Source organism: Actinocorallia aurea (assembly GCF_054783995.1).
The window spans coordinates 48,106-71,091 of sequence record NZ_BAAGPQ010000020.1 but is presented as its reverse complement, the minus strand read 5'-3'; the positions used below and the strand labels follow the sequence as shown (position 1 = coordinate 71,091).

22 protein-coding genes are annotated in these 22,986 nt (G+C 69.4%); 12 read left to right on the top strand and 10 right to left on the bottom strand.

The annotated features are described in order from the left end of the window. Positions 1-8: 8 nt before the first annotated feature. Positions 9-1,178: a 3-hydroxy-9,10-secoandrosta-1,3,5(10)-triene-9,17-dione monooxygenase oxygenase subunit gene (gene hsaA, locus ACYVOM_RS24360; protein WP_460305802.1), complete on the bottom strand. Its 1,170-nt coding sequence runs from the start codon at positions 1,176-1,178 to the stop codon at positions 9-11. A 117-nt stretch (positions 1,179-1,295) separates the two neighbouring features. Here hsaA and ACYVOM_RS24355 point away from each other — a divergent pair, with 117 nt between their 5' ends. Further along, on the top strand, positions 1,296-2,099 hold the full coding sequence (locus ACYVOM_RS24355) for an IclR family transcriptional regulator (protein WP_460305801.1): 804 nt from the start codon (positions 1,296-1,298) through the stop codon (positions 2,097-2,099). Between the two features lie 11 nt (positions 2,100-2,110). Here ACYVOM_RS24355 and ACYVOM_RS24350 read toward each other — a convergent pair whose 3' ends face one another. Genes ACYVOM_RS24350 through ACYVOM_RS24340 form a run of 3 tightly spaced genes read right to left on the bottom strand, consistent with a single transcriptional unit; the run spans position 2,111 to position 4,610 of the window. Then, a complete protein-coding gene (locus tag ACYVOM_RS24350; RefSeq protein ID WP_460305800.1) occupies positions 2,111-3,151 on the bottom strand; it encodes a 2Fe-2S iron-sulfur cluster-binding protein in 1,041 nt (346 codons plus the stop codon). Beyond that, positions 3,148-3,447 carry a hypothetical protein gene (locus ACYVOM_RS24345; RefSeq protein WP_460305799.1) on the bottom strand — a complete coding sequence of 100 codons (300 nt, stop codon included), beginning with the start codon at positions 3,445-3,447 and terminating at the stop codon, positions 3,148-3,150. The genes ACYVOM_RS24350 and ACYVOM_RS24345 overlap by 4 nt, the downstream gene beginning before the upstream one ends. Before the next feature lie 2 nt (positions 3,448-3,449). Beyond that, complete coding sequence (locus ACYVOM_RS24340; protein WP_460305798.1) at positions 3,450-4,610, bottom strand: Rieske 2Fe-2S domain-containing protein; 1,161 nt, start codon at positions 4,608-4,610, stop codon at positions 3,450-3,452. Positions 4,611-4,902: 292 nt separating this feature from the next. Here ACYVOM_RS24340 and ACYVOM_RS24335 point away from each other — a divergent pair, with 292 nt between their 5' ends. Further along, positions 4,903-5,406, top strand: coding sequence for a nuclear transport factor 2 family protein (locus ACYVOM_RS24335; RefSeq protein WP_460305797.1), 504 nt, complete (start codon positions 4,903-4,905; stop codon positions 5,404-5,406). Between the two features lie 102 nt (positions 5,407-5,508). Here the strand turns inward: ACYVOM_RS24335 and ACYVOM_RS24330 are convergent, their stop codons facing one another. After that, positions 5,509-6,717 (bottom strand): cytochrome P450, encoded by a 1,209-nt coding sequence (locus ACYVOM_RS24330; RefSeq protein WP_460305796.1) that lies wholly within the window; start codon positions 6,715-6,717, stop codon positions 5,509-5,511. 314 nt (positions 6,718-7,031) lie between these two features. Between ACYVOM_RS24330 and ACYVOM_RS24325 the strand changes: the two genes are divergently transcribed. From ACYVOM_RS24325 to ACYVOM_RS24310, 4 genes are all read left to right on the top strand, one after another. Next, entirely contained in the window at positions 7,032-7,502 is a 471-nt protein-coding gene (locus tag ACYVOM_RS24325) for a MarR family winged helix-turn-helix transcriptional regulator (protein ID WP_460305795.1), read from the top strand. Positions 7,503-7,635: 133 nt separating this feature from the next. Next, positions 7,636-8,475 carry an SGNH/GDSL hydrolase family protein gene (locus ACYVOM_RS24320; protein WP_460305794.1) on the top strand — a complete coding sequence of 280 codons (840 nt, stop codon included), beginning with the start codon at positions 7,636-7,638 and terminating at the stop codon, positions 8,473-8,475. Positions 8,476-8,601: 126 nt separating this feature from the next. Beyond that, positions 8,602-9,456: an IclR family transcriptional regulator gene (locus ACYVOM_RS24315; RefSeq protein WP_460305793.1), complete on the top strand. Its 855-nt coding sequence runs from the start codon at positions 8,602-8,604 to the stop codon at positions 9,454-9,456. Positions 9,457-9,659: 203 nt separating this feature from the next. Beyond that, the gene (locus ACYVOM_RS24310; protein ID WP_460305792.1) at positions 9,660-11,318 is read left to right on the top strand and encodes an FAD-binding protein; all 1,659 of its coding nucleotides are present in this window, start codon (positions 9,660-9,662) and stop codon (positions 11,316-11,318) included. 63 nt (positions 11,319-11,381) lie between these two features. Here the strand turns inward: ACYVOM_RS24310 and ACYVOM_RS24305 are convergent, their stop codons facing one another. After that, positions 11,382-12,275, bottom strand: a complete 894-nt coding sequence (locus ACYVOM_RS24305; protein ID WP_460305791.1) for an LLM class F420-dependent oxidoreductase — start codon at positions 12,273-12,275, stop codon at positions 11,382-11,384. A 149-nt stretch (positions 12,276-12,424) separates the two neighbouring features. Here ACYVOM_RS24305 and ACYVOM_RS24300 point away from each other — a divergent pair, with 149 nt between their 5' ends. The 6 genes from ACYVOM_RS24300 (at position 12,425) to ACYVOM_RS24275 (ending at position 19,110) form a co-directional block, all read left to right on the top strand. Further along, positions 12,425-12,925, top strand: a complete 501-nt coding sequence (locus ACYVOM_RS24300; RefSeq protein WP_460305790.1) for a nuclear transport factor 2 family protein — start codon at positions 12,425-12,427, stop codon at positions 12,923-12,925. Positions 12,926-13,331: 406 nt separating this feature from the next. After that, on the top strand, positions 13,332-14,414 hold the full coding sequence (locus ACYVOM_RS24295) for an ABC transporter substrate-binding protein (RefSeq protein WP_460305789.1): 1,083 nt from the start codon (positions 13,332-13,334) through the stop codon (positions 14,412-14,414). A gap of 79 nt (positions 14,415-14,493) precedes the next feature. Then, the gene (locus ACYVOM_RS24290) at positions 14,494-15,351 is read left to right on the top strand and encodes a branched-chain amino acid ABC transporter permease (RefSeq protein WP_460305788.1); all 858 of its coding nucleotides are present in this window, start codon (positions 14,494-14,496) and stop codon (positions 15,349-15,351) included. Continuing rightward, positions 15,351-17,201, top strand: coding sequence for a branched-chain amino acid ABC transporter ATP-binding protein/permease (locus ACYVOM_RS24285; protein ID WP_460305787.1), 1,851 nt, complete (start codon positions 15,351-15,353; stop codon positions 17,199-17,201). The genes ACYVOM_RS24290 and ACYVOM_RS24285 overlap by 1 nt, the downstream gene beginning before the upstream one ends. Next, positions 17,198-17,959 (top strand): ABC transporter ATP-binding protein, encoded by a 762-nt coding sequence (locus ACYVOM_RS24280; RefSeq protein WP_460305786.1) that lies wholly within the window; start codon positions 17,198-17,200, stop codon positions 17,957-17,959. Before ACYVOM_RS24285 ends, ACYVOM_RS24280 begins: the two co-directional genes overlap by 4 nt. Before the next feature lie 782 nt (positions 17,960-18,741). Further along, positions 18,742-19,110 carry a hypothetical protein gene (locus ACYVOM_RS24275; RefSeq protein ID WP_460305785.1) on the top strand — a complete coding sequence of 123 codons (369 nt, stop codon included), beginning with the start codon at positions 18,742-18,744 and terminating at the stop codon, positions 19,108-19,110. A gap of 69 nt (positions 19,111-19,179) precedes the next feature. Here the strand turns inward: ACYVOM_RS24275 and dmpG are convergent, their stop codons facing one another. The 4 genes from dmpG to ACYVOM_RS24255 all read right to left on the bottom strand — a co-directional run bounded on the left by dmpG (position 19,180) and on the right by ACYVOM_RS24255 (position 22,980). Beyond that, positions 19,180-20,214: a 4-hydroxy-2-oxovalerate aldolase gene (dmpG, locus tag ACYVOM_RS24270; RefSeq protein ID WP_460305784.1), complete on the bottom strand. Its 1,035-nt coding sequence runs from the start codon at positions 20,212-20,214 to the stop codon at positions 19,180-19,182. Next, entirely contained in the window at positions 20,211-21,137 is a 927-nt protein-coding gene (locus ACYVOM_RS24265; protein WP_460305783.1) for an acetaldehyde dehydrogenase (acetylating), read from the bottom strand. The genes dmpG and ACYVOM_RS24265 overlap by 4 nt, the downstream gene beginning before the upstream one ends. A gap of 134 nt (positions 21,138-21,271) precedes the next feature. After that, positions 21,272-22,057, bottom strand: coding sequence for a 2-keto-4-pentenoate hydratase (locus ACYVOM_RS24260; protein WP_460305782.1), 786 nt, complete (start codon positions 22,055-22,057; stop codon positions 21,272-21,274). After that, positions 22,054-22,980: a VOC family protein gene (locus ACYVOM_RS24255; protein WP_460305781.1), complete on the bottom strand. Its 927-nt coding sequence runs from the start codon at positions 22,978-22,980 to the stop codon at positions 22,054-22,056. The genes ACYVOM_RS24260 and ACYVOM_RS24255 overlap by 4 nt, the downstream gene beginning before the upstream one ends. Positions 22,981-22,986 lie beyond the last annotated feature (6 nt).

Below are 22,986 nucleotides of genomic sequence, written 5' to 3'. Positions count from 1 at the left end.
GCCCGGGCTCACACCATGGGCGGGTGGGTGTCCACGGCCAGTTCTCCGGCGCCGTACATGGCGAGCGTCCGATCGAGGTCGTTCAGGGCGAAGGCCTGGGTGGTGTGGATATTGCGCCAGGCCTGCTCGACCGGGTGGCCGAGGCGCACCACCTCACCACCGGAGTGTTCGAACATCTGATCTATGGCGGCGGCGGCGCGCTGTGTGGCCACGACCTGGTCGCGGCGGATCCGCCGACGCATGTCCGCGGGGATCGGCTCGTCCGCCCTGGCCCGTTCGTAGAGTTCGCTCAGGTCCCGGATGATCTGGAGCGACGAAGCGTCCAGGTCCGCGCTGGCCGCGGCGAGCCGGGCGTTGCTGAAGTCGTCCGCGCCGACGGACAGGCCTCCCCACGCCATGCCGAGCCGGCTGCGCATCCATCCGACGAGCATCGCGTAGGCGCCTTCGGCCATACCCACCACCGGCGCCGCCGTCGCGGCCGCGAACATGGAGGGCAACGGCATCCGGTAGAGCGGGCCCTGGTTCACCTCCTGGCCGGGGGTGGCGCACCGCAGACAGGGCGCGTAGCTGAGCGCCCGCACGGCCGGAACGAAAACGTCGGTGGCCACGAGATCATGGCTTGCCGTCGCGCGCAGACCGACGGTGTCCCAGTTCCGCTCGATCCTCAAGTCGGCTCTGGGCACGAGGAAGGTCACCAGATCCACCGGGGCCCCGTCCGCGGCCGCGATCATGCCTCCCAGCAGGACCCATGAGGAGTGCCCGCACCCCGTGGCCCAGCTCCACCGCCCTTGCAGGCGGTACCCGCCGGCGACCTCCACGACGTGCCCCGTCGCGCCGTACGCGGCGGAGACCAGCACGTCCGGACCTTCCCTCCAGACCTCCTCCTGCGCCTCGGCGGGGAAAAGCGCGAGATGCCAGGCGTGGACGGCGAACCAACCGGCGAGCCAGCCGGTCGATCCACACGCGGACGACACGGCCCGGACCGTCTCGAAGAAGGCGACGGGATCGGTCTCGAGCCCGCCGTAACGGCGGGGCACCAGCATGCGGAAGACACCCGCGTCGGAAAGCAGGTCGATCGAGGAGCGCGGGATCTCCTTGATCCGATCGGCCTCGACCGAGCTCTCCCGCAGTGCGGGCAGGACATGGCTCAGCCGTCCGACAACAGCATCGTCCGTCACCGGCGTTCCCTCCGCACGAGCTCTGACGTTGGACTCTGTATGCTAGGCCCGCGTGAGGCCCAGCGAACGCACGGTGATGACGGTATGAGTGGTCCGGACAGACCCGCGTCCACCTCGGTGATCGATCGCATGATCCTCGTCTTCGACGCCTTCGACGGTCCCGCTCCCCTGACCCTCACCCAGATCGCGCGCCGGTGCGGCCTTCCTCGCAGCTCCGTCCACCGCATCCTCGACCAGCTCGTCTCCGTCGGCTGGGTCGCCCGACAGGAGGACCGCTACCGCCTGGGTCTGCGCATGGCCGAGTTGGGGGCGCGGGCACAGCACCAGAACGCCGTCCGGCAGGCGGCGCTCCCGCTGATGCGCGAACTGCACGCCGCGACGGGTCACGCCGTCCGCCTCTCGGTGCTCGACGGCGCCGACCTGGTCACGCTGGAACTGCTGGGCGTGCCCGCCGATCCGCGCGCGGTGAGGCCGACGGAGGGCAGGATCGCCGCCCACTGCACGGCGGCCGGAAAAGTGTTGCTCGCCTACGCGAGCGAAGAGGCGGTGAAGGAGGCCATCGCCCACGGGTTGCGAGCGCGTACCTCCTTCTCCATCACCGACGGCGCACGGCTGACCGCCGAACTCCAGCAGGCGCGCGAGCGCGGCGCTGCTTTCGACCGCGAGGAGTCTCGCCGTGGTCTGGCGTGCGTCGCCGCGCCCGTGCGCGGCCCGGGAGCACCGGTCGCGGCCCTCTCGGTGTGCGTCCCGGCCAGGCGCACCGATCTGGTGCCGCTCGTCTCCGCCGTCAGGGCCACGGCCGCCCGGGTCTGGGCGGCGACCGGCGGTGCCCCGGCCGTGCGCCACGAAGGCCAGGGCGACTGGCCTCTGGGCGCACTCGACTCGTGGTCGATGTGGCCCCGCCTGACCGACTGGTTCTGACGCGGCCGACCCTAGTCGAACGAGATCTCGACGCTGTCCGTGACCGGAACGGCCTGGCAGCCGAGAACCCAGCCCTCCTCGAGATCCTCGTCCTCCAGGATGTCGTTGACCAGCATCTTCACCTCGCCGCTCACCACCTGGCACGAGCATGCCGCGCAGTGGCCCTCTCCGCATGAGTAGGGTGCCCTGAGCCCTTGGGCGAGCAACAGGTCGAGCAGCTTGGTCTGGGCGGGCCAGGCGAACTCGTGGACGTTTCCGTTCAGCGTGACCGCCAGCCTGGTGGCCGGCCCGCTGCCCGCCTCGCCGGGAAGGGGTTCCGGTTCAGCGAAGGGGTCGCCCTGCAACGAGGTGAACTTCTCCGTCACGATCTTCTCCTTGGGCACCCCGAGCGCGGTCAACGCCAAGGCCGCCGCCTCCATGAACGGCTCCGGACCGCAGATGAGGGTCTCGTCGCGGCTCACGTGCGGAGCGGCGAGTCCGGAGAGGAACTCGACGGTCGGGAGCCCCTGCACGCTCTCGAGCACATGGACGACCTGGAGCCGCTCGGGGTGAGCGCGCACGAGATCCCGCAACTCCTCCGCGAAGATCACGGATGACTCGTCGCGGTTCGCGTAGACGAGCACCGCCGTCCCCCGCGGTCGTGCGAGCACCGCCTTGATGACCGAGATCACCGGCGTGATGCCGCTGCCACCGGCGAACAGGAGCAGATCCGACTCCAATGTGGTGGGACCGAAGACCCCGCCCGGGGGCAGGACGTCGATGGTCGATCCCGGACGCACCTCATCGCAGATGCGGTTGGATCCGAAGCCACCGGCCACCCTCTTCACGGTGACCTTCAGGTCGGTGTCCAGGCCCGGGGCGCTCGCCAGCGAGTAGCAGCGCGCGCTGCCCGCCCCCTCCGCGCCTGGGACGCGCAGAGTGAGGAACTGGCCGGGGCGGTAGGCGAACTCCTCGCGGAGTTTGCCGGGCACCTCCAGGACCAGGGAGCACGCGTCAGCCGTCTCCTCGACGACGTCGATGACGCGCAATGTGCGCACGGTGGGCGGGGTCAACTCACTCGCTCCTTGCTTTCCTTCGTCCCGTCCGCGCCGCTGTTCCGCGTGCCGGCGGGGTCGTTCTCTTCTGTCCCCTCGCCGACGGGGATCGCACCGTCACGAACGGCCGCTTCCACGCTGTCGCGGAGAAGGCGGCAGGTGGGCCGCAGGCTGCGCAGCACGGAGAGGGGAGAGCCGCTCTCCAGTTCGACGCACTCGCCCGTGTCGGTGGTCCACTGGATCTCGGTGTGGGCGAGGCTGTTCTTCTTCACCTCGACGGTGAGGCCGCAGTACCGGCAGGAGACCGGGTACACGGTCAGCCCTTGGCCGTGACGGTCACGACCTTGCCCGCGGACAGGTTCTCGTGGACCTCGCGCTGCCAGAACCCGTTGGCCCGCTCGGTGTCGATCTCGAACTCGAAGCGGCGGGTCATCTCCGGCGCGATGTCCTCGACGTCCACGTAGAACTGCTCATACCAGCGGCGGAGCTGGTAGACCGGACCGTCCTCCTCGCACAGCAGCGGGTTGTCGATCTTGGCCTTGTTCTTCCAGATCTCGATGTCCTGGAGGAAGCCGGCCTCGACGGCCTTGGCTACCGCCTGGGAGTACGCGGCGGCGTGCTCGTCCGACATGCCCTCCGGCCTGCGGACGGTGACGCCCCACTGGAGCATGAAGCTCGTCGGGCTCACCGGGTAGTGGCAGTTGATGAGCAGGCTCTCGCGCGTGACGTCGCCGGCGACGCTCTTGAGCGGGTTGATCATGTAGGAGGGGCCGAAGTAGGCGGCTTCGGAGATCGACAGCTTGTCGTCGGAGGTGCCGGTGCCCAGGTCCACGTCGGGGCGGGACTTGCCGTTCATGTACTGCCAGGCGACGTGGTCCTCGAAGACGTTCTTGAAGTACGTCGGGAACGAGTAGTGGATGTAAAAGAAGTGCGCCATGTCCACGACGTTGTCCACGATCTCCCGGCAGTGCGAGCCCTCGACGAGCAGGCGGTTCCAGGTGAACGTCGTCCACTCCGGGGAGGACGCCTGCGGGATCTCCGGGATCGTCACCTCCGCGGGCGGCGGGTTGCCCTGCGGGTCGTGCCAGACGTAGAGCTGGGCGTTGCGCTCCAGCACCTCCCAGGCCCTGGTGCGGGCCCGCGGCGGAACACGGCGCGCGTACGGGATGCTCTTGCACCTGCCGTCGCCGCCCCAGCGCCAGTCATGGAACGGACAGGCGACCTCGTCGCCCTTCACCTCGCCCTGGGAGAGGTCTCCGCCCATGTGCGGGCAGTAGGCGTTCAGAACGTTGATCTTGCCATCGGCTCCGGCGAACACGACGAGCTTGGTGCCGAAGGCCTGGACGGCGTGTGGCTTTCCGTCGTTGAACTCCTTCAGGAGCCCGAGGCAGTGCCAGCCGCGGGCGTACCGGGTCGGGGGCGCCGCGGCCTCGATCACGCGGACTTCGTCGAGACCGGCGGTCTGTGGGGTGGTCACAACTGACTCCAAGGTCGTGGGGTGTGGCGATCCGGGTGTCCTGGCGGTCCGGGGCTCCGCCGGGGGATCGCTTGTGAGGTGCGTCTCCCCCGGCAGAAGCTAAGCGCCCGAGAAGCCGCCTGCCACAGCGCTTCCCACTGAACGGGAGCTATCGCGGCAAGTGGTCTTCGCCTCTCTGCCGGCACTCTCGTTCACTGAGCGGGACGGGCCCGCCGGATGACGATGGCTTCTCCTAGCGTGGCCCTGCCCCGCGTCCGGGACGCGGGGAGCCCGCACCACGAGAGGAGAACCCATGCATGACGACGGTGCCGATCTCCGGCCCCGCGAGCTGAGCGAACCCGAGGTCGCCGCCCTGATCGGGCGCTGGTGGTTCGCATACGACCACGCCGACTACCCGGAGCTTCGCGGCCTGCTGGACGAGGACGTGCACTATGTCTCACACAGCGACAGCGGTGACGCGCCGTACGAGTCCGCGATCCGCTGCGACGTCCGGGGAGCCGAAGCCGTGACGGCCTGGCAGGCCGGGCACCGGAGGCACAGCCCCTTCCCGATGCGGCACCTCGCCACGAACGTCCATTTCACTGGAGCCGAGGACGGCGGAGCCGTCGCGTTCCGGTCGTACATGCTGGTGACGAAGACCCAGGGCGGTGTACCGGTGCCCATCGCCTCCGGAGTGGTCACGGGAACCGCCGTGCGCGGCCCGGAGCATGCGGTGTTCCGGTCGCTGCGCGTCGTCCTGGACCATCGGGAGTCCGTCGTCGGTGTTCCCGCAGAGACCCCGCCGGGGAACGGCTGACCGCTGCCGGCAGAACGACCGAGACGAGGAGGGCCGGCCCGCACGGTGCGGCGGGTCGGCCCTCCTCGTCGTGTGGCGCGGGCCGGTTCGCGGCCCGCGCCGTCACCAGCGCACCGGGAAATCGGTCATCCCGCCGGTGAGCACGCCCTGGAGGTAGACGGGATCGCCCGCGAGGTCCAGGGACGGCAGACGCCGGAACAGGGTGGCGATGCCGACCTGGAGTTCCATCGTGGCCAGCGGAGCGCCGAGGCAGCGGTGCAGGCCGTGGCTGAAGGTGAGGTGCTGGTTGTGGGAGCGCCGCAGGTCGAAGGCGGCGGGATCCTCGAACGCCGCGCCATCGTGGTTGGCCGAGTCCAGGTCGACCATGACGGCCTCGCCCGCCTTGATCGGCTGGCCCGCCAGTTCGGTGTCGGCGGACGCGACGAACGGCACGAGACCGGGCCGCGCGGTGATGGGACGGCCCATCTCCATGGCGCTGTGCCGGAGGAGCTCGTCGACCGCGGCGCCGATCCTGCCGTCGAAGTCCTCGGCGAGCACGGCGCGCTGGGCGGGGTTGTGCAGCAGCGCGAGCACGCCCTGCCCGATGAAGTTCGCGGTGTTGTCGAACCCGCCGATGACGAGGAGCATCGCGATCTGCACGATCTCGTCGTCGCGGAGCGCGTCGTCGGCCTCCTTGGCGAGGGCCAGGGCGCTGAGCAGGTCGTCCTTCGGGTCGGCACGGCGTGCGGCCATGAGCTCGGCCAGGTAGACGTAGAGGGACGTGGTGTGCTCGACGACCTTGGCCTCCTCCAGCCCGGAGGTCGCCATGAGCGCGTGGCTCCACTCGACGAAGTTCTTGCGGCCTTCGTCGGGCACGCCCAGGAGATCGCCGAGGACCCGGATCGGGAGCGGCAGCATGTAGGACTCGACGAGGTTGGCCGAGGTCGCGCCGTCCGCGGTCATCGCGTCGACCAGGGTCTCGGCAAACTCCCGGGTGGAGGCCCGCAGCTTCTCGACCCGGCGCTGCGTGAACGCCTTGGCGACGAGCTTGCGGACGCGGGTGTGGTCCGGCGGGTCCATGAACTGCACGGTCTTGGTGAGGAACTCGGGGAACTCGAACCCGTAGGGCACCGGTCGCCCGTCCATGAAGGGCTTACGGACGAAGATCCGGTTCTCCAGCATCTCCTTGCACACGGCGTGGCGGTGCACGAGCCAGGCGTCGCCGCCGACGGCGAAGGTCACACGCGTCATCGGGCGGTCGTCGCGGATCGCGCGCATGATCTCCTGCGCTTCCGACGCGGTGACCGGACCGAAGGGGTACTCGGCTTTCACGGATTCTCCCGGGGTGGTTCGCGACGGTGGGCGCGTCGGCGAGGGACGCTGAGTCGCGCACCGGCACCGTCATCGATCAAATGTTTGTTTGGTAAGGCCCGACACGGGCCGAGCCGTTTCGTTGGATGGCGGCTGTTCGTGGCGCGCCGGCCGACGCGACGGGCTGGGCCTCGCGTCGGTAGGCTTCGGGGATGCCCGACACCAGGCCCAAGGCGGCACCCGTGGGACACCCGGCCCGGATACCGTCGCTTGGAAACAATGTCGGTGCGACAGCATAAGCACGCGGTCCGCCCGTTGGGAAGGACTCCGTCCCCATGAGTTCGCGGCAGGGCCCGACCGGGGGCCTACCGGAAGTCCTCGAAGCGTTCAGCCTGATAGTCGGTCGCTGGGCCGCCGTCGGCATGGCCGATCGCATTCTCGAACGCGCGGCGATCGACCTCGACGCGGCCTCGATGACACTGCTTCTGGAGCTGCAGCGATCCGGCGGGGCGGCCCGGCCGTCCCATCTCGCCGAGGCGACGCGGACCAGCGCGTCGAACGTCAGCAAGGTCCTGGCGCGCATGACCACGGCCGGCCTCGTCGAGCGCTCCACGGACGCGGCCGATCTTCGAGCCGTCTCGATCCGCCTGACACGGTCCGGCCACGAGACGGCCGACCTCATCAACCGCACGAGCGTCGAGATGCTGGACGAGGTCATGCGGGACTGGCCGGAAAGCGACGTGGCGACCTTGGGACATCTACTGGGCCGGTTCGCACAGGCCCTTCGAGAGGCCTTCCGCCCTTGACCGGCGGGCTTTCTAAAACCCACTGATACTTGGTTTTAGTGTTGACCCGTCCGTCCACCCGGCCTATCGTCCGGTCGAACGCGCGTGAAGTTCAGTGCCCTGGGCCTTCCCTCCCACCCCCTGAGGAGATCCCTTGACCCTCGTTCGGCTTGTCCTGGCGGCCTTCGCCGTTCTGCTCCTCACCGCCCCGACCTCAGCCGCGGCCGCGGCTCCCGTGCAGGAGTACGTGGCGCTCGGTGACTCCTACGCCTCCGGCCCCGGAATCCCCACCCAGGTGGCTCCCGAGTGTGAGCGCTCGGACCACAACTACGCCCACCAGCTCGCGGCGTCCCTCGATCCTGCCGTGTTCACCGACGCCACCTGCGGTGGCGCGACGACGGCGGCCCTCACCTCATCCCAGAAGGAAGGAGTTCCGCCCCAGCTCGACGCGCTCACGACGAGCACCGACCTCGTCACGCTGACGATCGGTGGGAACGACGTCGGTTTCATCGACGTCTTCACCACCTGCGCGCTCCTCACCTTCGGCGAGTGGTGGGGCAACCCCTGTCAGAGGTGGCACTCCCCCGGAGGGGTCGACGCCATCGACCAGAAGATCGCGGCCCTCGCGCCCAAGCTCGACCAGGCGGTGCAGCAGATCCGCACGCGCTCGCCCCACGCCCGCATCGTGCTGACCGGTTACCTGCGCATCGTGCCGGACTCCGGAGGCTGCTGGCCGGCGCTGCCCTTTGCTGCGGGCGACGTACCGTGGCTCGCCGCCAAGCAGAAGGCGCTCAACACCATGATCACCCAACGAGCGGAGGCCAACGGAGCGATCGGCGTCGATCCCTACGCCGCGAGCACCGGACACGATGCCTGCAAGGGCCCGGCCGTCCGCTGGACCGAGCCCTCACTCGGGGGCAGCTCTCCCGCGCATCCCAACACCGCCGGAATGGCCGCGATGGCCGACCTGATCGAAGCCGCGCTCTCAGCGTGACACTCGGGCGCCCCGGTGGCCGCCGGGGCGCCCGGCAGCTCGATCGCACGCCGTCCCATGCCGAACGTATGTATCCTCAGTCACATCCCGCCCCCTTTGATCTCCCACTGAGCGGAACATTCGAGCATGGCTGACGACCTCGACGGCATCCCGGTATCGATGATCGAACGGGTGGTCCGGGTCCTCGACGCGTTCGACGGCGCCGCCCGCCTGACCCTCGCCCAGGTGGTGCAGCGCACCGGGATCCCCCGCTCGTCCGCCCACCGCATCCTCGATCAGCTCGTGGCCGTCAGGTGGCTCGCCCGCGAGGGCAACGACTACCACCTGGGCATCCGGATGCTGGAGCTGGGATCTCTCGCCCTCCAACAGGATTCGCTGCACGCCGCCGCCGTCCCGGTGATGCGGCGGCTCCACGCGTCCAGCCGCCAGGTGGTCCATCTCGCGGTCCTCGACGGCACGGAGATCGTGTACCTGGAGAAGATCGGGAGCTCGGCGGCAGTGGAGTTGCCTTCGCGCATCGGGGGCAGGGCGCCGGCGCACTGCACGGGCGTCGGGAAGGCGATCCTCGCCTACGCCGACGAGAGCGTGCTCAAGGACGTCCTCTCGGGGGGCCTGCGAGCCCGCACTCCGTTCACCATCACCGATCGATCGCAGTTCCTGCGCGAGCTCCAGAGGGTGCGCGAGCGCGGCGTGGCCTTCGACCGCGAGGAAGCGGTGCGCGGCGTCGGGTGCGTCGCCGCGGCGGTGCGCGGTCCGGGGCCGGCGGTCGCCGCGCTGTCGGTCTGCGGGCCGATCCGAGGCCTCAACTTCGCCCAGCTCGCCCCCGCCGTCCAGCAGGGCGCACTGCGCATCTGGCGCGCCGCCGGACTCGCCGCGCCGAAGTCGGCCCGCCGGGAAGGCGAAGTCCCGTCTCCAGGTGACTGGCCGGCGGGAATGCTCGATGCCTGGGCCACGTGGCCGCGGCTGACCGACTGGTTCTGAAGTCCCGGACCCGTTCGTTGCCCGGGATCTCCCGTCCCGACTTCATTCTTCCGTCAGAAGAGCCAGCACCCGTCCCGCTGAGCGGGAACACCTCTGCCCAGTCGTCGCGCAGCCGCCGACAATCGCAGAACCCGTGACGCCCGTCGGCGGATTGCGGAGCGCATCCCCACCCGGGCCGTCAGCCCGTACGACAGGAGTTCCCCATGAGCCCCACCCCCGCCACCTGGGACCACGAGGTCGACGTGCTCGTCGCCGGCAGCGGTGCCGGTGGCATGACCGCTGCGATCGCCGCGCAGGACGCGGGCCTTTCCGCCCTCCTCGTGGAGAAGGCCGCTCACTTCGGTGGGTCGACGGCGCTGTCGGGTGGCGGGATCTGGATGCCGAACAACCCCACCTTGAAGGCCATCGGCCGCGGTGACGATCCCGCCGAGGTCCGTCGCTACCTCGACGCGGTGGTCGGTGACCGCGTCGCGGCCGACCGGCTGGACGCCTACGTCGAGCGAGGACCGGAGGCGCTGGAGATGCTGTACCGGGTGAGCCGCCACATGGACTTCACCTGGTGCCCCGACTACTCCGACTACCACCCCGAACTGCCCGGCGGGCGCCCGAGGGGCCGCACCATCGAGCCCGTGCCGATCGACGCCAAGCTACTGAAGGAAGACGAGCACCGCCTGCTCCCGGCGAGCCTGCCCACCCCCATGGGCCTGTGGTTCACCGGCTCGGAGGGAAGGCACCTCATGCTCGTCAAGCGGACCTGGGCCGGCAAGTGGATGATCCGCGTCGCGGCCTGGCGGGTCGTCAGCAACCTCTTCCGCCGCCGGCACATGAAGTCACTCGGCGCCTCACTCGCGGTCCGCCTTCGCCTGACCATGAGGGACCTGGGCATCCCGCTGTGGCTGGAGTCACCGATCACCGAGCTGATCGTCGAGGACGGCGAAGTGACCGGCGCGGTGGTCCGCCGCGCCGGCAAGGACCTGCGCGTACGCGCGCGTCGCGGCGTCGTGATCGCCACGGGGGGCTTCGACCACAACGCCGAGATGCGCAAGGAGCACCTACCCGAGGGAGGCCGGCCGGACTACAGCGCGGGGGCTGCCGCGAACGTCGGCGACGGCATCCGCATCGGGGCCGAGATCGGCGCTTCCCTGGATCTGATGGACGACGCGTGGTGGATGCCGTCCATCAAGAAGCCGGACGGGAGCATCTTCCCCCTGGTCACCGAGCGCTGCATCCCCGGCATGGTCATCGTCAACGGTCAGGGGCGCCGGTTCACCAATGAGGCGGCCCCCTACGTCAACTTCGTGCACGCGCAGCTCGAGGGCGGCCACATCCCCGCCTGGGAGATCTTCGACGCCAAGGCCCGCTCGCGCTACCAGTTCGCCGGGATCCTCCCCGGCCAGCCTTTCCCGAAGGACTGGTACGGCTCCGGACTCGTCATCCGGGCCTCCACTCTGACGGAACTCGCCGAAGGCATCGACGTCCCCGCGGACAACCTGAAGGCCACCGTCGAACGCTTCAACGGCTTCGCCCGGCACACCCGCGACGAGGACTTCGGCCGCGGCGACAGCCGCTACGACAACTACTACGGCGACCCGACGCTGCCCAACCCCAACCTCGACGTGATCGGCGACGGCCCGTACTACGCCGTCCGTATCGAGGCCGGCGACCTCGGGACCAAGGGCGGCCTCCTGACCGACGAGCACGGCCGTGTCCTGCACCGCGACGGCACCGTCATCGACGGCCTCTACGCCACGGGGAACGTCTCGGCCTCCGTCATGGGCAACGAGTACGCCGGGGCCGGCGCCACCATCGGCCCCGCCATCGCCTTCGCCTACACCGCGGTCAAGCACGCCGCGACCCGCTGACTCCACTCTCCCGGAGGGCGCAGGTGCCCGGGCCCCGAGCCCGGGCACCCTCGCCCACACCACTCAGCCGGCCAGAGGCTCGTTCGTGCCCGTCCGGAGAGGTCCATCGAGTTTCGCCTTGATCGCGGCGAGGGCGCCGAGCTGCTCACGGTAGTGATCAGCCGATTCGGCCGTGAGGCGAACGTCGGCGACCGTGGCCCCGGCGGAACGCAGCTCTTCCAGGGAGTCCTCGACCGCCTCCGGAGAGGCCATCGGATCAAGCACTCCCGCAGGAAGGACCACCTCGAAATCCGGGGGCAGATCGACGTCCGCCAGCATCCGCGCGAGCTCGCCCGGTGCCAAGCCGAACGGCACCCAGCCGTCACCGTGCAGCAGGGCACGGCGCAGGGAGCGCGGGGTACGCCCTCCGATCCACAGCGGCACCCGCGGCTGGACGGCGTGCGGCTCCACGACCAGGCCGTCGAAGGCGTAGAACTCGCCGTGGTACTCCGGCTCGCGCTCCGACAGGGCGACGCGCAGCGCGGCCAGGGCGTCGTCGGCACGGCGGCCCCGGTCGGCGAACTCCGCACCGAGCAGGGAGAACTCCTCGGCCAGGCTGCCCACACCGAGGCCGAGTACCAATCGGCCGCCGCACACGCGGTCGAGCGTCCCGTAGCGCTTCGCGATCTCCAAGGGGTGGTGGTAGCCGAGCACCAGCACGTGGGTGGCGAACCGGATCCGCTCAGTGTGTGCGGCCAGGTATCCGAAGGTCGCGAGCGGGTCCCAGTACACCCCACCGCGCACCTTCGCGTCGGCCGCCGGGACGGCGACGTGCTCACTGCACGTCAGATGGTCGAATCCCAGCTCGTCGGCGGTCCGCGCGATCCGCGCCAGGTCCTCGATCCCCGCCGACGGCTCCCACGGTCCGTGCGAGCCCGGCACCCGGGTCACCACCGGACTCACGATCCCCATCCGCATCGGCTTCTCCTCCTCAAGGCAACGCAGGCGACCGTAACCGCGCTGCCGTCCCCAAGGCCTCCCGCAGTCCCGATGAACGGGAGGCCGGTGGTCCGGTTCCCGGCTCTGCCCGAGACTCGGCTCGACCAAGACCGCGAGGAGGAAACCGCATGTCGACCGCAGTGGAAAGGCTGCTGGCCATCGAGGAGATCAAGGGCGTCTTCGCCGAACGGCTCCGATGCATGGACGCCAAGGAATGGCACATCTATCCGACCCTCCACACCGACGACGTCGTCAGCGACACCTTCGGCCGCCTTCCCGGAGAGACCCCTTCTCCGGTGGACTCCGACCGCCACCGCGTCGTCGGCCGTGACAACGTCACCGCGACCATCCGACGGCTCCTCGACGGGCCCGTCCCCGTCACCTCCGTCCACCACGGCCACATGCCGCGGATCGAGCTGACCTCCGACACCACCGCCCGCGGTATCTGGGCCATGGAAGACCACCTGTGGTGGACCAACGGCGCGACCGAGGAACACCTGCACGGCTACGGGCACTACCACGAGGAGTACCGCCGGGTCGATGGCCGATGGCTGATCAGCTACCGCAACCTCACCCGCCTGCGCGAGGATCACACCCCGGGCTTCTTCGTCTTCCGCACCCTCGTCTGACCCCCGCGGGGACAGCCGCACTGATCCACTGACGAGCCGTAGAGCCGCGTACGACGAGAACCTGCACCCAGGCGGCGGGGCCTCACATGACCGACGGTCATGTCGTTCGGCATGCCCTGACCCGGTACTCCGCATATGTCGCCGCGACGCGTCCCATCGACGACCCCCGCTGACCTGCAACTTCCTTCTTCGTGACGAGTCTTGACTCGTGTGACACACACCACCTACTGTCCCAAACAAATGTTTGTTACCAGCGTTTGTGCTGGTACGCAGTGGGAGGTTGTCGATGGCGCGGCGTTTCGGTGTGACGGCTTCGGTCGTCTTGAGCTCAGTAGTCGTTCTGGCAGGGTGCGGAGGGGGCTCTGCCGACGGCGGGGACGGAGGGGAGAACCCCTATCGGGTGCTGATGACGGCCGGGCTCAGCGCCCAGGGCGTCCTGGCGGACAACGCCGCCACCGCGGTGCTCGCCGCCAAGGCGGGTGCCGCACGGGTGAACGCGGCCGGCGGCGTCGCCGGTCGCCAGATCGAGATCACCGTGGTGGACGACGAGGGCAACCCGACCACCGCCCTCACCAAGATCCGCGAGGCGATCGCGAAGGACAAGCCCGACGCGGTGCTCAACGGAGGACCCTCCACGGTGTCGGCGGCGACCTTGCCCGTGCTGAAGCAGAACAAGATCCTCTCCTTCAACGTGGCCGCGACTCCGGACTCGTCCGACCCGAAGGCCTATCCGCTGAACTTCGACCTGACCACGGCACCCGCCGACTACATCAACGGCCTCCTCCCCTACTTCACGGAGAAGGGGTACAAGTCCGCCGGGATCATCCACAGCAGCACGGCCAACGGCGTCACGTTCGGCACCGCGGTCACCGAGGCCCTGGAGGCCAAGGGAATCACGGTCGTGGACAACCAGGAGTACGATGTCGCGGCCCTCGACATGACCCCTCAGCTCCAGTCGATCCAGGCGAAGAAGCCCGACGTGCTCCTCATGAACGGCTACGGGGCGCCTGTGGGCTATCTGCTCAAGGGCATCGAGAAGCTGGGATGGGACGTGCCGGTCGTCGGCGACGGCACGGTCGCCGCGACCGGCCTGGTCTCGACGCCCCCGCCCTCCGGGATCCTCGGCACCTCCCAGGTGAAGAACCTCTCCGTCATGGTCCTGAAGTCCTCTGTCAAGAACCCGGACGACCAGCTCGTCAACGACGTGATCACGTCCATGGCCGCGGAGGGCGAGATCAAGGCGACCCTGCTCGTGGCCACCAACTACGACGCCCTGCCGCTCATCGCCGCGGCGGCGGAGAAGGTCGGCGACGCCGACGACCCCGAGGCGCTGGCCAGCGCGCTGGAGGACCCCGCGGTCCTCAGCGGCGCCGAGGTCGCCATCCTCAAGAAGTACGCCTTCAGCGCCACGTCCCACGGGGCCAACCTCACCGCCGACGAGTTCGCGTTCATCGCGCCCTCCGAAGTCGAGAACGGCCAGTACCGGTGATCATCCCCGCTCCGGCGCCGGTCCGGCGCCGGAGCGGTCGGCAGGCCCGGTCGTCCGGGCGGAAACGAAGGTCCGCAGCATGACGATCTTCTGGGGTGGTCTGGCGCTCGGTGCGGTGTACGCACTGGTCGCCATCGGCTACAACATCGTCTTCATCTCCTCCAACACGTTCAACTTCGCGCAGGCGCAGCTCATGATGGTGGGCACGTTCGTGGCCTACACCGGGCTGGTGACACTGCGTCTGCCGGCGGTCGTGGCGATCCTCCTCGCCACGGTCTCGGTCATGATCATCGCGTCGATCGAGGAACGGGTGGCGATCCGCCCGGTCCACGACCCCTCGGCCCTGCTGGTGACCACCCTTGGCGCCGCCGTTCTGCTCAACGGCCTCACGCAGCTCATCTGGGGCACCCAGCCGCTGTCCGTACCGTTCTTCGGCGGCGACCAGGTGCTCGGCCTGCTCGGCGGCCGGGTCTACCCCGTCGAGCTCTTCCTCGCGGCGATCGCGGTCGGCGCCGTCGTGCTCTTCACCCTGCTGAGCCGCCGACTCGTGACGGGACTGGCGCTATTGGCCATGGCCGAGGACCGCGAAGCCGCGATGCTGCGCGGGATCAACGTCCGCCGACTGGCGTTCTGGGCGTTCGCGGCCTCAGGGGCGTTCGCCGGGCTGCTCGGCGCCTTCGTCGGTCCCAAGACGTTCGCGGTGGCCACGCTCGGCGCCTCTCTCGCGCTCAAGGGATTCGTCGTCGTCGCCATCGGCGGGTTCGGCTCGATGCCCGGCACGCTCGTGGGCGGGCTGGCGGTCGGCATGGTCGAAGCGGTCGCGGCACGCTACCTGGGCAGCGAGTACGCCCTGATCTCCGTCTTCGTCGTGCTCGTGGTCATCCTGCTCGCCAAGCCGTCGGGCCTGTTCGTCCGCGCCCAGGAAAGGACGGTCTGATGCAGGCCTTCTGGCGGAAGCTGAGATCCCTCCCCTCTTGGGCTCTTCCTCTCGTCCTGGGCGTCGTCCTGCTGATGCTTCCGGCGCTCGGCCTCGACTATTCGGTGTCACGGCAGATCCAGCTGGCCTGCATTCTCGCGCTGCTGGTCAGCGGCTTGAACCTCAGCCTCGGTTATGCCGGCGAACTGGCGCTCGGCCAGGCGGCGATGTACGCCGCCGGCGCCTACACGGCCGGGCTCCTCGCCGTGGCCGGCTGGACCGACATCCTGGTCCAGCTCGTCACCGCCGGCCTGGTCGTGGTGCTCCTGGGCCTGGTGACGGGAATCGTGGGCCTGCGCCTGGGCAGCCTGTCGCTGGCGATGACCTCCTTCTTTCTCATCCTTCTCATCCCCGACATCGTCGCCATCTTCGACGAGCACACGGGCGGACGGAACGGGCTCGCAGGCATCCCCTCCGCGACGTTCTTCGGCAGTCCACTCGACTCCGAAGCCTTCGCATACGTCATCGCGGCGGTCCTGATCGGCTGGTTCGTGGTGATGCGGAACATCGTGGTCTCGCGGCACGGCGTGGCTCTGCGCGTCCTCAGGCAGAGTCCGGTCCTGGCCGCGTCCATGGGGATCTCGGTCCTTCGCATGAAGCTCCTCGCGTACGCTCTCGGCTCCCTGCCCGCGGGGCTGGCCGGCGTCCTGTTCGCCAACCTCGACCTCTACGTCTCCGCGGAGGCGTTCGGGTTCGCCCTCGCCACGACCATCCTCGCCGCCTCGATCCTCGGCGGACCGACGAGCGTCTACGGGGCGGCCGTCGGAGCGGCCGTCATCCAGGCCGGACCGAACCAGTCCTCGCACTTCCAGCAGTACGCCATGGTCTTCATCGGCGTCTTCCTCATCGCGGGCGGCGTTCTCCTGCGGGGTGGTCTCGCCGCGCTGGCACGCAGAGCGGTGGACCGCCTCGACCGGATGGCCGGGCTGAAGGAACCGCCGGAGCCCAGGGACCCCGCGGACCTGCCTCGGATCCACGGAGTGAACCTCTCCGTCGACAACGTCCGCAAGGCGTTCGGCGGCAACCAGGCTCTCGACGACGTGAGCTTCCAGGCGATCCCCGGCCGGGTCGCCGCGCTCATCGGGCCGAACGGCTCCGGCAAGACGACGCTGCTCAACCTGGTCTCCGGGTTCTACCGGATCGACTCCGGCCGCGTCGTCCTGGACGGCGCGCCGCTGCGCGGCGCCACACCGCACCGGGTCGCGCGCGCGGGCGTCGCCCGGACGTTCCAGACGCCGAACATCCCGGAGGGGATCACGGTCCTCGAAGCCGTTGCCTCCGGCCGGTACTCCGGTGACCGGGCATCCCTCGTGTCGGCGATCCTTCGGCTGCCGCGCTACCGCCGGGTCAGCCGCGCCGACCGGGACGAGGCCGTGCGCATGCTCGCTCTCGTCGGTATGGACCATCTGCGCGACACCGAGGCGGTGTCCCTTCCTCTGGGAATGCGGCGCCTGCTGGAGGTCGCGCGAGCGCTGGTGGGCGGTCCGGGCGTGCTGCTCCTGGACGAGGCGGCCTCAGGCCTGGACGAGGACGAGATCGCCCGGCTGGCCGAGCTCATCCGACGGATACGCGAGGCGGGCGGCACCATCGTGCTCGTCGAGCACAACTTCCGGCTCGTGCTCGACCTGGCCGACGACATCGTCGTCCTGGCACACGGCCGCGTCATCGCCCAGGGCCCACCGTCGGAGATCGCTGAGCACCCGCGGGTGCTCAGCGAGTACCTCGGGAGCGACACCTCATGGGAGGGAAGCCACGACGCGGCTCTCACCGGTGCCTCGACGAACCGCAAGACCATGGAGGAGGAGTCATGACGGTCGAGCCGGCCGGCGATCCCATCCTGCGGGCGCGCAATCTCGGAACCGGGTACGGCGACCTGCGGGTCGTGTGGGACGTCAGCATCGACGTGTGGCCAGGTGCACTGACCGTGCTCCTCGGCCGCAACGGCGCGGGCAAGACCAGCACGCTACGGGCCATCACGGGCCTCAACAGGGCGGTCGCCGGCTCCGTGGAGCTGGGCGGGCAGGACGTGACGGGGACCTCGGTCCACCGGCGTGTCCGCGAGGGCCTGGGCTACGTGCAGGAGGGCAAACGGGTCTTCCGCAAGCAGACCGTCGAGCAGAACATCATCCTCGGCGGGTACACGCGCCGCATGAACCGTTCGGCGCTGCGCGCCGAGGCCGGGCGGATCTACGAGATCTTCCCCGTGCTCGGCGACAAAAGGGGCTTGCCCGCGGGCAGCCTCTCCGGTGGGCAGCAGCAGATGCTGGCCATCGGGCAAGCTCTCATGGCACAGCCGAAGGTCCTGCTCCTCGACGAGCCCTCCGGCGGCCTCGCACCCGTCGTCATGGGAGAAGTGATGCAGCAGGTCGCTCGGCTCACCGAGCACGGAATCGGCGTCCTCCTGGTCGAGCAGGCCTTGGAGGCCTCCGTCCGCGTGGCCGATCACGTGGTCGTACTCGACATGGGACGAGTGCTGTTCAGCGCGCGCAAGGACGAGATCGACGACCTCTCGGTCCTGCGCGAGGCCTACTTCGGCAAGAAGGACGGGGTGAAGCGCCCCGAAGGATAGCAATCCCACGACGGTCCTTCCTCGGAATCCGGGGAAGGACCGGAGAACGAGCGTTCGCCCCTCCCCCGTTCCAGAATCGGGTGCGGAGGGCGCCCTTCGTCGTCGACGATGCCGTGCATGACAACGAGTGACCCTCTTCCCTGGCTTGCCGAGAGCCGGATCCATAGTGCTGAGGCGACACCGTACGAAGGCCCGGGATTCGTTCCCGCGCTCGGTGAACGGGTCTCGATTCTCGCCACGAAGGAGTGGCTGCCGCTCAATCAGGTCAAAATCACCATCACCGCGCCCGACCCTTCGTTGATCAGCCGTCTATGGCACGGACATCACGTGGTGGCTGGAGTCACGCACACTCGTCGGAGACGATCAGGAATGGTGCGAACACGTCGAAGGCCATGTCATCAACTTCACGGACGCGTTCGGTGAGCCCCTTGCCGCGGAGTGGGCTGAACGGTCACGAGCATGGTGCGGACGAACGGCGTGGACGGTGGACGGGTGGGACGTCGTGCTCGATGGCCGCCCGGACATCTCAGAGACGCTCAAGACGCTGAAGAGGGCGGGAGGTTTCGCCAGAACGCACGCCCTGCGTGTCCGACGTTCTGACGGCGCCTTGTTCGACCAGCAGTCGGCCACCGAAGTCATGTCGGCGTTCCAGCTCTCCCTCTCATTCCTCGCAGGCCGGGAGGTCGGCGTCACCTATGGGGGTCGCCGCACGGACGGAAGCACGGTCTGGGAAGAATGGTCGAATCCCAGAGTCGGCCATTCGCCTGGTTCACGAGGACGCAATGGACGCCTCGAAGGTCGACGGCAAGAAGGCCGCCTGGAGAATGCGCCGGCTGCTCGGAAGGGCACGGATCCCGTTTGCCGTCCCCGATCACCTGCCCTCGATGGCAGCGTTCGCTCGATTGCACAACACTGATGCGCCGGGAGCGGTGGCCGAGGTGCGCCATATGCTGACGCATCCCAAGGATCCCGACGAGGTGTACCGGCACGGGAAGCTGCTCCGGGACTGCTGGCTGGCGATCACTCAGTGGCTCGGTCTCTCCCTTCTGCATTGGGTCGGCTACAACGGAGCCGTGGAGGACGTGTCGAAGCTCGACCGGTGGTACGGGGACGTCGTCCCGGTGCCCTGGACCGTGGGCTCCTCGAACTGACCTGGCTTGTTCGGGCGTTGCGGCATGGGCCTGAGAGCCCGGACGGTATGCGTCCGGGCTCTGGGGTCGTCAGGAGGCGTCGCGTTCGGCGGCCAACTGGAGGGCGACGTCGATGATCATGTCCTCCTGGCCGCCGACGAAGCCGAGTTCGCCGCAGCGGCGGAGGATCTCGTGGGCGGGGACCTTGTAGCGCTCGCCGGCGCGTTCGGCGTGGAGGAGGAACGAGGAGTACACGCCCGCCCACCCCTGGACGACGGCGTTGCGGTCCATCTTGGGCCAGCGCTGGAGGTAGGGGCGGACGACCTCCTCCGCGGCGTCGAGCAGGGCGGAGACGTCCAGGCCGGTGGAGACGCCCATGCGGTCGAAGACCGCAGCGAGAACCTCGGTCGGCGAGTTCCCCGCGCCCGCGCCGAGGGCGCACAGCGATCCGTCGATGGACAGCACTCCCGCCTCGTAGGCCAGGACCGAGTTGGCGATGCCCAGACCGAGGTTCTGGTGACCGTGGTAGCCCACCAGCGCCTCATCACCGACCTCGGCCACCAGCGCGTCGAAGCGGGCTTTGGCGTCGGCCATGAGCAGGGCGCCGGCGGAGTCGGTGACGTAGACGCACTGGCATCCCGCGTCGACCATGATCCGAGCCTGCGCCGCGAGTTCCTCCGGCGAGGTGCGATGCGCCATCATGAGGAAGCCCGCCGTCTCCATACCAAGGTCGCGGGCCGCGCCGAAGTGCTGCGGGGAGACGTCGGCCTCCGTGCAGTGCGTCGCGACCCGGACCATCTCGGCCCCTGCGTCGCGCGCCCGCCGGAGGTCCTGGACCGTGCCGATGCCGGGGACCAGGAGCACCGCGATCCGGGCCGCGGTCACCTCTTCCCGTGCTGCCGCGATGAGCTTCATCTCGTCGACGGCGGAGAACCCGTAGTTGAACGAGGAGCCCCCGACGCCGTCTCCGTGCGCGACCTCGATGATCTCGACGCCGGCCCGATCCAGCACGCGAACGGTGTCGCGGACCTGGGTCTCGGTGAAGCGGTGCGCCATGGCATGGCTGCCATCGCGCAGGCTGGTGTCTACGATCCGCACGTCGTGGCGTACTTCCGGCCTGCTCATGCGCCCGCTCCCGTCTTCTCGGCCCCGGCCAGCCTGGCCGTCGCGATCAGCTCGCCGACGCGTGCCGCGGCGGCCGTCATGATGTCGAGGTTCCCCGCCCAAGGCGGCAGGTAGTCTCCGTTGCCCTTGACCTCCAGGAAGACGGCGACTCTGCCGTTGCCGTCCCATTCGGCCCGCGGATCATCGAATTGGGGCTCGGCCCGCAGCGAGTACCCCGGGACGTACTCCTGCACGTCGGCGACCATCGCGTGGATCGACGCGGCGACCGCAGCGTGGTCCGCGTCGGGGCCGATCGCGCAGAAGACGGTGTCCCGCATGATCATCGGCGGTTCGACCGGGTTGAGAATGATGATCGCCTTGCCGCGGGCGGCGCCGCCGACCTGCTCGACGGCCCGCGCGGTGGTCTCGGTGAACTCGTCGATGTTCGCGCGGGTTCCCGGTCCCGCGCCCCGGGACGCCACCGAGGCGACGATCTCCGCATAGGGCACGGGCGTCACCCGGGAGACCGCGTGCACGATCGGGATCGTAGCCTGGCCGCCGCAGGTGATCATCGAGACGTTCGGCGATGCCAGGTGGGCGGCACCGTTCACCGGCGGGGCGACCATCGGACCGAGATGCGCGGGTGTCAGGTCCACCGCCTGGATGCCGGCCTCGGCGAAGCGCGGGGCGTTGGCGAGATGCGCCTTCGCGGAGGTCGCCTCGAACACGAGTTCCGGGAGCGGGTCCTGGTGCAGCAGCCAGTCGACGCCTTCCGAGGACGCCGCGACACCACGGTCGCGTGCCCTCTGAAGCCCCTCGGACTCCACCACTCCGACAACGTAGGCCACCTCGATCACAGAACTGCGCTGCAGTTTGGCGAGCAGATCCGTGCCGATGTTTCCGGGACCGACTATGGCGGCCTTCACTTTTTCTGTCCGGGTCATGCCGGAATTCTCGCCGTGCGCGAGGTGGCGGTGAAGCGCCGTACCCACTGAGTGGGATGCGCCTCTGAAGACCTGGTCAGAGCTGTGAGGCCCCGCCCTGAACACCAGGACGGGGCCTCACGGCAGTCGGCGGTTCAGGACGCCGAAACGCGCAGGGAGACCTTTCCGAGTCTGTCGAATTCCGCGACGAATTCGTCGCCCTCGCGCATCGGAACGGCGGCGTGCAACGCGCCGGTCATCACCAGATGCCCCGGTTCGAGCGAGACGCCGTGCTCTCCCAGAACATTGGCCAACCACGCGACGACGGCGACGGGGTCACCGAGCGCCGCGGCCCCCGCGCCGGTGTCGACGAGGTCGCCGTTGCGAGTCAGCACCATGCCGACGAGGCGGGAGTCGGGAAGCTCACCGAACGGCACGACCTCCGGTGCGAGCGCCATCGCCCCGTTGGACGCCAGGTCGGCGACGGTGTCCGCGAGTTTGATGCGCCAGTCGGCGATCCGGGAGTCGACGATCTCCAGGCCGGCGACGGCGCCCGAGATGGCGGCCCTGGCCTGGTCGACGGTGACTCCCGGCCCTTCCAGCCTTTCCCCGAGCACGAAGACGATCTCCGCCTCGATCTTCGGATCGATGAACCGGTCGAGCGGCACGGTGTCGCCGTCCTTGTAGACCGTGGACGCGAGCACCGGGCCGTAGTCGGGCGAGTCGACGCCTAGCAGGCGCTGCATCGGCGCGGAGGTGACCCCGACCTTGTGCCCGATGATCCGGTCGCCGTCGGCAAGGATGAGCGCGACGAGCTCCTTCTGGATGGCGTATCCGTCGGCCATGTCCAGCGAGGGGTCGTCGTCGGTGAACGGCGGGATGGGCTTGCGTGCTGCCCTGGCCTCGTAGAGGGCCCGAGCCCGTTCGGCCGGTGAGGTCACTGCGCGCCCGCCGGAGGGGCGAAGGCCGCGAGTGGCTCGGATCCGGACCAGTCGTGGCCCCAGTAGCTGTCGGCGGTGATCTCCTCGGCCGTGTAGGACCGCTCGTCCACCAGCATTCCGTCGGTGCCGTACTCGATGTCCCAGCCGCCGGGAGCGCGCACGTAGAACGACACCATCTTGTCGTTGGTGTGGCGGCCGAGCGTCGACGACAGCGAGAACCCGGCCTTGGTGACGTTGTCCAGCGCGCGTCCGACCGCGTCGAGCGTGTCGACCTCCACCATCAGGTGGACGAGGCCGGGGTCCTGGGCGGCGGGCGCAGGGCAGATCGCGAGGCTGTGGTGCCGCTCGTTCACTCCGAGGAACCTGATGCGGACGAAGACGCCCGGGGCAACTTCGGCGACCTTCATCGCACCACGCGGAAGGAAGCCCAGCACGTCGGTGTAGAAGGTGACGGTCTCCTCCTGGGCCGGCGTCGGCAGGACGACGTGGCCGAGCCCCTGTCGTCCGGTCACGAACGCCTGCCCGAGCGCGGTGCGCACCGGACCGTGGTCGAGGACCGGGCCGAAGAAGACCTCGACGGGCGCGCCCGACGGATCGTGGAACGCGATACCCGATTCCACTCCCCTGCGGACGGCGTCCTCCGGCGACAGGTCGGCGACCTCCACGCCCGCCTTCTCCACCGCCTCGCGCACCAGAGCGAGGGCGTGCCCGTCGCGCACCTCCCAGCCGACCGCGAGCACGCGGTCGGCGTCGCCGGGAAGAACCGCGATGCGGTGCTTGCGCTCGTCCATGCGCAGGTAGAGGGCATCCTCGTCGGGTCCGGTGCCCTCGGCGAAGCCGAGGCAGTCCAGGGCGAGGTCGCGCCAGCGGGACAGGTCGCTCGCCTGGATCCAGATGTAGCCGAGCCCCTTGATATGGGTCATGAGTCG